At 35.0% G+C, this 13,301-nt stretch carries 12 protein-coding genes; 4 read left to right on the top strand and 8 right to left on the bottom strand.

Annotated features, from left to right (window positions below; genetic code table 11):
• Positions 1-219: 219 nt before the first annotated feature.
• The 7 genes from PVV69_RS03290 to PVV69_RS03260 form a co-directional block, all read right to left on the bottom strand.
• Positions 220-627, bottom strand: a complete 408-nt coding sequence (locus PVV69_RS03290) for a cytochrome c-type biogenesis protein (protein WP_273756431.1) — start codon at positions 625-627, stop codon at positions 220-222.
• A gap of 1 nt (position 628) precedes the next feature.
• On the bottom strand, positions 629-2,605 hold the full coding sequence (locus tag PVV69_RS03285) for a heme lyase CcmF/NrfE family subunit (protein ID WP_273756430.1): 1,977 nt from the start codon (positions 2,603-2,605) through the stop codon (positions 629-631).
• A gap of 7 nt (positions 2,606-2,612) precedes the next feature.
• Positions 2,613-3,089: a cytochrome c maturation protein CcmE gene (gene ccmE / locus PVV69_RS03280; protein ID WP_273756429.1), complete on the bottom strand. Its 477-nt coding sequence runs from the start codon at positions 3,087-3,089 to the stop codon at positions 2,613-2,615.
• A 188-nt stretch (positions 3,090-3,277) separates the two neighbouring features.
• Positions 3,278-4,009 carry a cytochrome C biogenesis protein CycH gene (locus PVV69_RS03275; RefSeq protein WP_273756428.1) on the bottom strand — a complete coding sequence of 244 codons (732 nt, stop codon included), beginning with the start codon at positions 4,007-4,009 and terminating at the stop codon, positions 3,278-3,280.
• A gap of 286 nt (positions 4,010-4,295) precedes the next feature.
• Positions 4,296-5,711 carry a sensor histidine kinase gene (locus tag PVV69_RS03270; protein ID WP_273756427.1) on the bottom strand — a complete coding sequence of 472 codons (1,416 nt, stop codon included), beginning with the start codon at positions 5,709-5,711 and terminating at the stop codon, positions 4,296-4,298.
• Positions 5,708-6,376 carry a response regulator transcription factor gene (locus tag PVV69_RS03265; protein ID WP_273720468.1) on the bottom strand — a complete coding sequence of 223 codons (669 nt, stop codon included), beginning with the start codon at positions 6,374-6,376 and terminating at the stop codon, positions 5,708-5,710. Before PVV69_RS03265 ends, PVV69_RS03270 begins: the two co-directional genes overlap by 4 nt.
• Positions 6,377-6,394: 18 nt before the next feature.
• The gene (locus PVV69_RS03260; protein WP_273720467.1) at positions 6,395-6,631 is read right to left on the bottom strand and encodes a hypothetical protein; all 237 of its coding nucleotides are present in this window, start codon (positions 6,629-6,631) and stop codon (positions 6,395-6,397) included.
• A gap of 352 nt (positions 6,632-6,983) precedes the next feature.
• Here PVV69_RS03260 and PVV69_RS03255 point away from each other — a divergent pair, with 352 nt between their 5' ends.
• The 4 genes from PVV69_RS03255 to PVV69_RS03240 all read left to right on the top strand — a co-directional run bounded on the left by PVV69_RS03255 (position 6,984) and on the right by PVV69_RS03240 (position 11,599).
• Complete coding sequence (locus tag PVV69_RS03255) at positions 6,984-9,134, top strand: transglycosylase domain-containing protein (RefSeq protein ID WP_273756426.1); 2,151 nt, start codon at positions 6,984-6,986, stop codon at positions 9,132-9,134.
• Between the two features lie 17 nt (positions 9,135-9,151).
• Entirely contained in the window at positions 9,152-9,748 is a 597-nt protein-coding gene (locus PVV69_RS03250) for a DUF1214 domain-containing protein (RefSeq protein ID WP_273756425.1), read from the top strand.
• Positions 9,741-10,280: a hypothetical protein gene (locus PVV69_RS03245; protein WP_273756424.1), complete on the top strand. Its 540-nt coding sequence runs from the start codon at positions 9,741-9,743 to the stop codon at positions 10,278-10,280. Before PVV69_RS03250 ends, PVV69_RS03245 begins: the two co-directional genes overlap by 8 nt.
• A 533-nt stretch (positions 10,281-10,813) precedes the next feature.
• Positions 10,814-11,599, top strand: a complete 786-nt coding sequence (locus PVV69_RS03240; RefSeq protein ID WP_273756423.1) for a DUF1499 domain-containing protein — start codon at positions 10,814-10,816, stop codon at positions 11,597-11,599.
• A 1,296-nt stretch (positions 11,600-12,895) separates the two neighbouring features.
• On the opposite strand, the gene PVV69_RS03235 is transcribed toward PVV69_RS03240, so the two are convergent.
• Positions 12,896-13,087, bottom strand: a complete 192-nt coding sequence (locus PVV69_RS03235) for a hypothetical protein (protein ID WP_273756422.1) — start codon at positions 13,085-13,087, stop codon at positions 12,896-12,898.
• Between the last annotated feature and the right edge of the window lie 214 nt (positions 13,088-13,301).

Below are 13,301 nucleotides of genomic sequence, written 5' to 3'. Positions count from 1 at the left end.
AATCATATTTTTATCCCAATTCCGCTCCCTTATAAAATAGCAGACCTTACCGTTTTCTGTCTAAATTGTTAAAGTTTTGTAAGGTTTCAGTATATAACTACCTATTCTTATCAATACGGATAAAGAACCAATTGGAACGACTTAAATTTCTCTGCATAAAATATCTCTTTTAACGCAACAGTCTTTTAAACTGTTTCTATGCCTCAGTCTTTAAGATCATTATTTTGGGGGGGAGTGATATTTTATCCGAAAAAATAGAGCACTTGCAATGGTGATTATCATTATCAAAGGAAACAGCCATAAAAACAAAGTTGCTTTATTAAATGGCGGTTTCAAGAGAATAAACGCACCATATCGCTCAACAAGAAAATCAATAACTTGTTGATTCGTATCCCCCATTTTTAATCTTTCTCGAATCAAAAGTCGTAAATCACGTGCTAGAGAAGCATCTGAATCATCAATCGATTGATTTTGGCAAACTGGACAGCGCAAATGTGATGAAATATCTCGTGCACGTTCTTCAAGCACTGTATCCTGCAAAATTTCATCCGGTTCTACTGCCATGACTAATCGTAAAGAAAAAATCACGATTAAAAAAACTAAAATCCAAAGTAATCTATTTTTCATCTTAATGTCTTTTCAGAACATTGAAAGTAAGTTTTCTATTATGCACCCTCATGCGAAACCAATATCCCAGAAAAGAAAGGCATCCACCTATAGCCATCATCAATCCTCCTAACCAAACACATATTATGTAAGGCTTCCACCATATATGCACAACGACTCCCTGCCCCTCTATACGTCCTGGCACAATATAGAGCTGAGATAAGTCATAACTTTGAATACCAACTTCCGTTGTCGATGTATTTTGACTTGAATAAAACCGCTTTGATGCTGTTAGATTACGCACAGCATTGTTATTTTCATATATTGTAAAATAAAATTCCATTGCTGAGTAATTCGGACCAACGCCATCGCGCACTTCATCTAAATGAAGAGTTTTACCCGCTATCGTTACCATATCTCCTATCTGCATGGTTAGAATACGCTCTTGCCCAAAAGTTGATACACAGACAATACCAAATAATGTAACGCCTAACCCCATATGCGCCATTGCCGCACCAAACACCGACCATGGTAATCCAATAAATCTCTTAACCCGCACCTTCAAAGTGATCTTATGATGTCCACTCTTTTCCCAAAGATCTGCTAAACTGCCTAAGAAAACAAAAGCTGAAAGCCCAATTCCTAAAATGACAAAAATATCGTGCAAAGAAACTGCATAAAATGCGATAAAACAAGCTATACAAACTAATGCAAAAACAAACCAAAGCCGCTCAAGAACTGCGAAAAAATCACTCCGTTTCCATGTCATCATGGATCCAAATGGAACCAATAATAACAATAACATCATTAAAGGCCCACAGGTCAGGTTGAAAAAAGCGGCTCCTACAGAAATTCTTTGTCCCGTTAATGCTTCAATCAAATAAGGATAAAGTGTACCAATCAATATTGTCGCTGTTATCGTTGTGAGCAACAAATTATTTAAAACAATAAAACCTTCACGTGAAATTGGTTGGAAGAATCTTCCTGCTGTCAAAACAGGTACGCGCAAAGCAAAAAGAAATAAAGCACCTCCCGTGAAGAAGAATAAAAGTGCAAGAATTGCTCTTCCTCGTGCTGGATCGACAGCAAAACTATGAATAGAGGTTAAAAGACCAGAGCGAACAAGAAAAATTCCTATAAGAGAAAGGGAAAAAGTAACAATAGCCAAAAATAAAGTCCAACTTTTCAATGTTTCCCGTTTTTCAAGAACAAGAGCAGAATGTAAAAGGGCCGTTCCTGAAAGCCAAGGCATAAATGAAACATTTTCAACGGGATCCCAAAACCAATAACCACCCCATCCTAACTCATAATACGCCCAATAGGACCCAACCATAATACCCAATGTCAAAAAACACCAAGAAAGTAAAAGCCAAGGACGAAGCCAACGCGCCCAAAATCTATCAACATATCCTATTATCAATGCAGCCACTGCAAAAGAAAAACAAAGTGAAAAACCAACATACCCTAAATAAAGAAGTGGTGGATGAATTGCTAAGGCGATATCCTGTAAAAGAGGATTGAGATCTTTTCCCTGTAATGCCGGTGGATTAACACGTAAAAAGGGGTTGGACATAAAAAGGATAAATAAAAGAAAAGCACTTGTAATCCAACTTTGGCATATGAGAATAAGAGCCTTAAAATGCTCAGGTAAATGTTGGCTAAACAATGCCACCAATGTGCTAAAAAAAGAAAGACTTAAAACCCATAGCAACATGGATCCTTCATGGTTTCCCCAAACACCAGCAATTTTATACAGTATTGGTTTTTCTGAATGAGAATTCTCAACCACATTCAAAACAGAAAAATCAGAGACAATGTAGGCATGAACAATAATAAAAAACGATAAGAATAATAATGTAAAAGTAATATATGTTAGGGAAACAGCTGCTTGTATGAGTGAACGCTCCCTCCACAAAAAACCTAAAGAGGGTAAAAAAGCCCCTAATAAACTTACTGCAAAAGCAGCAGATAAAAAAATATGACCCAGTTCGACAAGCACAATCGAATTACTTCTCCACACTGTGATGCTTGTTCAAGCGATCAGCTGTTTCTTTTGACATATAAGTCTCATCATGTTTTGCTAAAATACGCGTGCCTATAAAAACACCCTGTTTATCAAAATATCCTTCTACAATAATCCCCTGCCCCTCACGAAAAAGATCTGGCAAGATACCATTAAAAATTACTTTTTCATGTTTTGTGTTATCCGTTACAAAAAAAACAACACCCATCTCTCCAACGTATTGAACAGTCCCCTTTTCAACAAAACCGCCTAAACGCAAAGGGTGTCCCGATAGAATATCTTCTCTTGTAATTTCAGATGGTGTTCTAAAAAAACTTACCGTATGACACATTGCATAAATAATAAGACTTATTGCAATTGTTATCACCAAACAACATGATAAAATGATCAGCAATCGATTTTTTTTCCGCTGCTTTAAAATAACTGTTAATGAAGAAGTATGGAACGGAGAACTGTTCATAAACTGTCTACGGAAATTCTTTTATAAATACGGTGTATAAACATTGATTATTAACATGCCTTATCTTTCGAGATAAGCTTGTCATATCTTGTATACGGGCGCAACTTTTTATCCAAGATCTTTACTACTTTCAAATATCCCTTCTGATTTAATCCTCTAGACTGTCTTAAATTACCTTTCTTAAGATTCTAATTGGATGCGTTCCGTAATTGCATAATCATGGTTTCAACACGTGATCGTCCTGTAAAATCTTTAGGCATTGTATCAAGAAAATTTTGTAAAGATTGCACTGCCTGTACAGACTTACCTGCCTGATGAAGCGCTTCAGCAATTAATAAACGAGGATAAAAATCTTTTGGCGCTAAATCTGCTGCTTTTTGAAAAGCATTTTGTGCTTCTTGGGTAATCATTCCACCCTCATAACCAACCAAAGCCACCCCATACCCAACTAGTCTTGGAGCTGTTTCTCCATTCAAGTGCAGCGCATCTAAATAAGCATTCACAGCATCCTGAAATTGACCTTCCTCAAGATACCCTACTGCTAATGCATCTGCTAACTTACCATCATGAGGTGTACGAAAAAAAAGGGTTTGTAGGCGAACAAGTTGTTCACGCTTGCTAAGTGTTTTGGGATCCTTATCCATGAGTTCGCTAAAAAAATAACTCTTAACTTCTGGATTGCCTGTAAGACCATAAATACTCCAAGTGATAAGAAAGACAAATAAAATACTCAAGTCCTTAATATGTTTACTCTTATAATATGCGAAAGCTTTATCAGACTTAACCGAATACATACGGTTTCTTTCACTCTCACTGCCTTGAACGCTTAATCCTCTTTTTGCACCATAGGAAGGAAGCGAAAGAAAAAGAATACTCGCTAAAAAAATGAAAAAAAATGCTATCAAAATTAAGAAGAGCATATCATTGTGCACCCAAGACAAAAATTAAAAAAACAAGCCAATTTACTCTCCCTCTTATTCACAAAGACATTGACGTAAAATGATAAAAGCTCATTTTTTCATGAACTATATTGTCAAGTTTATCATTCATTTTTCTCATAGAGATCAATAACATAAAAAAATATTTTTGCTCTTCTATTATAAGCAGATATACTCTTTAAATTCTGAAAAGACTCTTTGCTTTTATATAAAAACACTGCTGTACACTTATAAACTCCAATATACATGCCTCTTAAGCAAAAAATATTTATCTCCGTCTTGGTAATACAACTTTCGCACACAATCCTCCCAAGGCAGAACGCAATAAAAAAAGCTTTCCACCATATTCATTAGCCATATCTGAAACAATTGCTAACCCTAGTCCTGTTCCTGGCTTACTTTCATCAAACCGGTGCCCTCTTTTTAAAGCATCATCAATTTTATCTTCTGTTAAACCAGAGCCATCATCTTCTACGAGGATATTAAAATATTCTGTTTTTTCAAGATCTTCTTCTAAACCACAAGAAACCAGAACTTTTGTACGAGACCACTGCGCAGCATTCTCAATCAAATTCCCTACAATTTCCTCTAAATCTTCTCTTTCACCAGAAAAAATAATATCAGCAGCATCCATGATAAATTGAAACTGTTTTGCAGGATTAAGCTTTTCCATCACCCGTACCAAACGATCAACCACTCTGCGAACAGAGGTATGATAAATGATACTATCGCGTTGTGCTGCAATCCGCGCGCGCTGAAGATAATGATTTATTTGGGACTGCATGATTTGCGTTTGTTCTCTCAATAAAAGAGCCTGTTCTCCACATATCTTATCAACTTCATTCATCATCACTGATAATGGCGTTTTTAATGAATGTGCAAGATTTCCAACCTGTGTGCGAAACCGTTCAATAATACGTTGATTATTATTGATGAGAGCGTTCATCTCTTGTGCTAACGGCATCACTTCACTGACTAAATCTGTATTTACATAATGAACCCTACCTTGGCGAATATCATTCAATGCGCGTCGAATAAGCTTCAACGGTTGAAAACTAAAGAAAATAAGAGCAATATTGATAAGAACACTTCCTATACCGAAGCTCCAAAGAAAAATTTGTAAAGTCCGTTTAAATTCTCGTACTTGTGCATGTGCTTCATCGATATTCCCTATGAGACGAAAACGTGCAATATGATTTTGATCATCAAGAACAACATCGCTTTCAATGACTTGTAGATTCTGATCACTCTCTCCTTTTACCCGATAAGAGCGAAAGAACTTATTGTCAAAAGGTATATTAATATCGCTTGGTGAAAATATGCTCCCTGTTCCTAAGGATGGAGATGTCAATCTTCCTTTTAGATTATGTGATACCGCCACAACTTCCCAATACCATCCTGTTGTTGGATCGGAATAACGAATATCATCAATCCCAACACTGCCTCTCAAACTTCCCTCTGGTGAAACCGTTACCGTTGCAATGAGGCTATAAAGCTGAGTAGAAAGAATACGCTCTAGATTTTGTTCACTTGAACGCTGATAAAATAAAATACTCACTGCAGAAATGGATGAAAGTGAAATAACAACCCATAATGTTGATAAGACCATAACGCGTAAACTGAGAGATCTACTAATGAAAAAAAAGAGCCTTTTCAACCGGTTATTCTTTTTAAACACATTCATTGATCACCTAGCGTTCTCACGCGATAGCCCATTCCTCGAATAGTCTCAATCAAATCTACTCCAAGCTTCTTACGTAAGCGGCCTACAAAAACTTCAATTGTATTCGAATCCTTGTCAAAATCCTGATCATAAAGATGTTCGATAATCTCGGTTCTTGAAACCACCCTATCACCATGATGCATGAGATATGAAAGAAGTCTGAATTCATAGGATGTTAATTTCATCAATTGACCAGCAACAAAAACACGAGAAGTCTTGGTATCTAACACAACACTACCACAGCATAACGTGCTCGTTGCATGCCCTGTTGCACGACGAATTAAAGCCCGCAACCGTGCCATGACCTCTTCCAAATGAAATGGCTTCACAACATAATCATCAGCGCCTGCATCAATGCCACGTACCTTATCAGACCAACGATCTCGCGCCGTTAGTATTAAGATAGGCATGGCGTATCCCTCGTGGCGCCACTTTTCAACAACACGAATTCCATCTATATGGGGCAATCCTATATCAAGTATTACAGCATCATAAGACTCTGTGCTCCCTAAAAAATAAGCCTCTTCACCATCAAAAGCACTATCTGAAACATATCCTGCATTTTTTACCGCTTCTGCTAATTGATGGTTGAGATTTTTATCATCTTCGGCAATTAAAATACGCATGATAACATCTAAAAAATACTAATCGACGGGAACAAAAACTTCAATACGGCGCAACTTTTCACCATTTCGCGCAGGTACAACAACCACAATGTCACACATATCTTTTCCATCCTGAACAACCGGTTTTGAACGTACTAATACCCCTTTTTCTTGGGTGGAAACCTTTTTGCCGACCTCAGCACACTCGGAAGCCAGAACAAAATCTGCCCCCCCAAAAATTGCTATGATCATGAATAAGAAATGTTTTTTCATCATAAGTATTTCATAATCTATTTTAGATGAATATAGGATGAATAATGGCTTTTTGTGTATTCAAAAAATTACACTGGAGTCATGATTGATCCTCTGTATAACAGAATAATAGGATTATGGTATCCACAATTTAAAAAATTTCAAACTAAAATCTTTTTAATAATGGTAAAATAGTGAATAGACCAAACTTTTAAACAAATCATAAAATCTAATACATTCTCTACGAGAGAATAAATAATCATCATTCTAAAATAAATACTTTTCTAATTAGCGCTATAGCAAAAAATGACTTTTGCTCCATATAATTATTATTCAATTTATTTTGTTGCATTGCTTTGCCATAGGCTCTTTTTAAATGTTTTATTTTTTTAAAAAAAAGAAAAAAAAACATCATAAACCATTCCATAGTCCTGCACTCATTGAATTAGATGCACGCTTTGATACAACCCTTTATCGACTCCGCTCTGCTAATCGTTTTTTCTGGAATAGGGCAAAAATCATCTCACAATCTTTGCGTATGCATGGCTGGAAACGCTTTATAGTAGAAATTCTTGATGAAACACTCACATTGGGATTGATTGGTTTTACTCTTTTCACTGCTGTTGGTATTTCCGTTCTTGAATTAACAAAAAAAGATTGGTCTTTGCCGAAAAATTTTTCTATTCTTTTTCTAGATCGTTATGGAAACCCTATCGGTCAGCGTGGTGCTTTACCAACTGTGTTTGTCCCCGTTGAAGAAATGCCTGATTATGTTGTTAAAGCTGTTCTTGCAACCGAAGACCGTCATTTTTTTGATCACTGGGGTATTGACTTGCAAGGATTGACGCGAGCAATCTTACAAAACATGCAAGCTAAAAGCGTGGTTCAGGGAGGCTCAACTCTTACACAACAACTGGCTAAAAATTTGTTCTTAACCAATGAGCGAACCATAACACGCAAAATCAAAGAAGCCTATCTTGCTCTTTGGCTAGAAGCAAACTTTAGCAAAAAACAGATTTTGCAATTTTATCTTGATCGCGCATATATGGGAGGAAATAATTTTGGTATTGCTGCTGCTGCAAAATTTTATTTTGGAAAAAACATCAGCAATATATCCCTTAGCGAATCCGCTATGTTAGCTGGACTTTTTAAAGCCCCGACCAAATATGCTCCTCATAGTCACCTCTTTGCTGCCCAAACACGTGCTAATGTGGTACTCGCTAATCTTGTGAATAGTGGTTTTATGACTGAGAGCCAAATTATCAACGCCCATCGTCATCCTGCTAAGGCACTTCCAAAAATAAAAAATACTCAACCTGATTATTTTCTTGATTGGGTATTTGGTGAAGTCAAAAAAATGCGTGATCAACTGCCAAGTCACAATTTAATTATCCAAACCACTCTTGATCCGAATATTCAAAAAGCAGCAGAGGAATCAATCACATATCATTTACAGCAATATGGTCAACAATATCGTGTCACACAAGCCGCCACTGTCATACTCGACAATAACGGCGCTGTACGTGCAATGGTTGGAGGAGTAGATTATAATAAAAGCCAATTTAACAGAGCAACACAAGGCGGCAGACAACCTGGCTCTTCATTCAAACCTTATATTTATGCACTCGCAATGGAACATGGTCTGTCTCCCTCAACAATCGTCTTAGATGCTCCTATCAATTGGGGAGGCTGGTCACCTAAAAATAACTCTGGTCGTTATCTTGGTAAAATTGATTTGGCAACGGCTTTAGCCTTTTCCATCAATACAGTTCCTGTCTATCTTACCTATCAATATCTTAACCGCGATACAAAACCCATCATAGAACTTATCAAAAATATGGGAATTGAGGCACATATTTTATCCCATAAAACAATGATTTTGGGTACATCCAATATGACTCCCATGGATCAAGCTACCGGTTTTAATGTCTTTGCTAATGGAGGAATGGCTGGAAATCGCCACGGCTTCACGCAAATCAGGACAATAGATGGGCGGGTGATATGGGACTTTGAACATAACGGCAATAAACCACATCGAGTCCTTACTAGCCAATCAGCAGCTTATATGAACCAAATGATGGTTGGTGTTACCACACGAGGATCAGGTAAACGTGCTGCTCTCCCCATGACGCTTGTTGCTGGGAAAACTGGAACATCACAATCCTATCGCGATGCGTGGTTTGTTGGCTTCACCGGTAATTATACTGGAGCTGTATGGATGGGCAATGATAATTTTTCACCAATGAATCGTGCTTTTGGTGGCGGTGTTCCTGCCATGATATGGCACGGTATTATGCTTTCTGCACACCAAAATATCATGCTCAAACAGCTCTATGGTGTTGAACACTCTCTCCTCCCTTATCAACCATCAACACATCCTTCTAATAATGAGCCTGAACTTGTCCCCCCAACACCCTATATGCTCTCCTCTGAAACATTGGATATTGTACGTCTGATTAACAATGCTCTGAAAAAGCCACCTGCTATTTCTTTGAAACAGAAATTTATCGGAGCTACAAAACTTTGAATTCAAGATATCCTATCATGTTTTTTAATATCACCATTTCCTTTTTTATCTTCGCTTTTGCCATTTTATGTGGAACGCTGAGTGTCGATTATGTGCTCAATTCCTTTCATCATTTTGGACTCTTTAGAATTGGAAAATGGAGTGCTTATCCACAAATGGGAACCGCCAATATGGATCCTTATACCCGCGCCCGCACCGCTAAACAAGGCATTGTTTCACTCGGACGCACAGAAGGACTTGTGTTTCAAATTTGGAAAGATAACTATGGGCGTCCATTACGCCCTTACTGCCATTACTTACTTAAAGGCGCTATCCCTGACGCTCGCCTCTTTACACTTTATACAGCTGACAAATCCCTAACGCCCTATACTTCATCCCAAAAAATACCTTTTGAACTCCACACGAACGCTATTACTTATGAGCATGATGGCTCATTGCACATCAATATTTCACCTACACCGCAAGCCGGCAATTGGCTTGCAACAGTTAGTCAAAAAGAATTCGGGCTTATTCTTACCTTATACGATACCTCAACCATCTCTGCAACGGCATTACAAAAGCTTACAATGCCATCTTTAGAACAAATTCCATCAGGACAAATGAACTGTGATTAGATTCATTCACACCGCGCTTCTTGCAATCATTGGCGCTATTATCGTTCATATTTGCGTTCTCTTTCTGATCCCCTATTGGGCACAAAATAATATATGGACAGCACTTAAAAAATCCGGTGCACCTTATCAATTTGTTGCTTTTACTCCTGATAATCCTATTCAACAATCTGCTGATCCACTCTTTCTTCTTAAAGTCTGCAGATTTGATCTCGAAAATGGCCCTGTTCATTTAAGAGCTTTGAAAACACGACAATTTTGGTCACTAGCAGCTTATACACAAGACGGAATTATTTTTTACAGTCTAAATGACCGAACAGCCCCTGATAATACACTCGATCTTATTATTGGAAAACCAATACAAATAATAGAACTCAAAAAATCAAAACCTAAAAAAAATGCCAGTTCAGTTTTAGTTGCTAAAAATTTGAATGAAGGTTTTGTCATTTTACGTATTTTTCTTCCTTCTTCACTAGCAAAAAAAGAAAGTGAAGCTTTTCTTTCATCTGCGACCTGCCGCATATTTTATGAATAAAAATGGACTAACCTCTTATTTGTACAACACCTTACTTTCTATACAAAATAAATGAAGCCTATCAAAATGGTTATCTTTTTTCTCTATTAATCGAATATTCGAATTTAGATTTGTCTGATTGTAGATCCCTAAATTTTTTATTGAGGTAGAATGAAATCTCTATTGCACATAATCATATCATATTTGATACGCATTATCTGACAGAAAAAACTCCCCGTAATCAGCAAAGAAAAATCAGGAGTAAAGTTCTAAAAAATATGCTGCTAACGACTGTAAGTTTGCTATTTGAGTTTATTTCTTTTTATTTACAAACATTCCCATAAAATTCGCATCAATGACATGATAAACTTTAGAAGAAATACTGATTGCCTTCAATGAAGTGCGAAAATAAGCGCTGGAAACTTATAAGACATTACGCATCCTTGACCTCAAAAATAAGTGCTTTATTTTTCTCTTATAAGCATAAGCTTTTTGTAAGATATACACTCTGAAAAAACTTGGCTTATAGTTTACAATTGAGGGGAAAAAACTTCATGAAGAAGAGATATGTTCGGTTCGTTTCAAGAGCAGCAGTATGGTCTCCTCGATTTGGTGGATTAGCGTTCTTTATTTTATTATTTTCAGTCATTTTACAACGTTTTTCCGTCATTAACGTAACCGACTTCATAATTTTGATAGGTATCTCTACTAGCTGTGTGATTATTTCTCTTTTTCTTGCTTTAAAAGCACTTTACAGCTTATGGGCCTATGGAGCCCTAGGGGGAATGAAAGCTTTAAAAGGGATCATTTATTCACTCATAACTGCTACACCATTGATGTTATTTTTTGTACTTTGGTTTACCTTACCTGCTCTTTACGATATTTCTACCGATACACAAAGACCACCTGTTTTTTTTCGCACAGCACGCCCTAGCAATGCTTTGCCACTTAAGAGTGTCTTGATCAAACAAACGGCATTACAAATGTCACAATGGCCAGAAATATCAGGGCGCCGTTATGACGAACCACCTCATCGTATTCGCGAATCTGTTCTGAATGTATTAGCTGCTTACGATTGGCCTATTGTCGCTCAACGAGAATTTAAAGGCGAAGAACATGAGATTTATATCGAAACGATAGCAAAAACTTTTTACCTTGGCTTTATTTCAGACATTATGATTCGCTTAACTGATGAAGGTGATACCACCTTTGTTGATATGCGTTCTGCTTCACGTTATTTGCCAAGAGATTTAGGATCCAATGCTGCTTTTATTATCGATTTCATGGATGCACTAGATACAGAAATCGCCTCACTTCCTCTCTCACAAAATGGTGGATAACAACCAAAAGATATAAGCTACTTTACTTTATAAAAACAGCTTATTTTTCAATAAATTATAATATATAAGAAAATAATCACTTTTCAAAAGCTATAAACTGAGAATTCTTATACAAAAGATAATAATCTAAATACCACACACTCTTAAAGCAATAAAAAAGCACTCCTAACGATAATTGCTAATATTTAAAGACACTATTCAAATTCTATCAGTAAACATTTTTTTAAAGATGAATCATATATAAAAATAATAATTATTTTTTATAATAATATCTAATAATAACAAATAAGTTTTTATTATTTATTTAAGTTATTAAATAAATTAATTTTATAATATATATTGATAAAAATATTTAATTCTATATATAATTAATTTTATAAATAAATAATCATTGTTCATACAAATAACGTATACAAATAAAAACTTTCATAGATAATAATACAATGAATATAATGAACCAAAATGTGCTTAACAAAATTTTTTCCAAATTTCTTTGTTACTATAACCTTTAGACTTATAATGTAAAAACGTTGCATAGAAAAATATAAATAAAGCAGATGTAGAAGATAATAATTCTGCAATAATACGAATAAGATCACTCATAAAAAAATCTTTACAAATGTATAAAATAATTACTAAAAATAATTCTTACTTAAGCTGATGAAAATTTCATATTCTAATAGACATATTGTATTTATAATAACATTTTCATTTTAAGATGTCTATCTATTTTGTGATATGATTTTATATAAATAATATTTATTATAATAAATAAAAATTATTTATCATGAGTAATATTTTTTAATCCAATTATAATACACAAATTTAAATTATAATATAATAAGAATAAATCTGAAAAATTATAAAGCTTCTTATAAGAAATATTTTATTATAAAAATAAGATACGAATAATAAATTATAATTATTCGTAAACTAATGATAATAACTTAATTATATATTATTTTAAAATTCTCATATATTCAATTAATAGATTTGCAGCATAATATAATATAAAAAACCTAATTGTTATTAATATTGTTCTTTTTATACTCCAGTTCTTAACCTTTAAATCTATTGAAAAAAAACATTAAAAATCCATATATAAACGTTGCCAATAAAGAGCTAGTAAAAGTATTCATAACAAAAAAATCCAAAATAAAATATCTATTATCATACACAAAAATATCCCTGAAATCAGTTGAACCATAGCTTTAAAGTATGTTTACAATATTAACTGATTTCAGAAATATCTTTATAGCTATTTTCTAAATAAATTAAAAACAGTGTCCCTCCACTTTACGGATGGCATTGTTGGTACTTATCGACCAAGCCAGTAGCAGCTCCTCCTAATCCCCCTACTATTGCGCCTTTAATGCCATTCATACCCACTTCATAAACATAACCACCCGGACCACAACTATCAGAGTGAAACCAACTTGATGAATGTGAGCTGCTGTGTGAATCATGTGATGAGCTTGAACTACCCATTTTAACTTCTCCTTAAGTTATTAAAATTACGTATCATAGTGATACACTTGAAACGGTTATCATGCTATTTAGAGCACTGTTAAATACAATTATAAGTTAAAATAAAATAAAAATAATGCATACATAATAAATACAGTATGTGTTTATTATGTATATGTAAAAATATATTTTAATTAAATAATAATAAGCTCTACAATACTGTTAAAATATGCGA

The sequence above is a fragment of the Bartonella sp. MM73XJBT genome, from assembly GCF_028618465.1.
Taxonomy (GTDB): Bacteria; Pseudomonadota; Alphaproteobacteria; order Rhizobiales; family Rhizobiaceae; genus Bartonella.
This window is presented reverse-complemented; position numbering and strand designations above follow the sequence as displayed.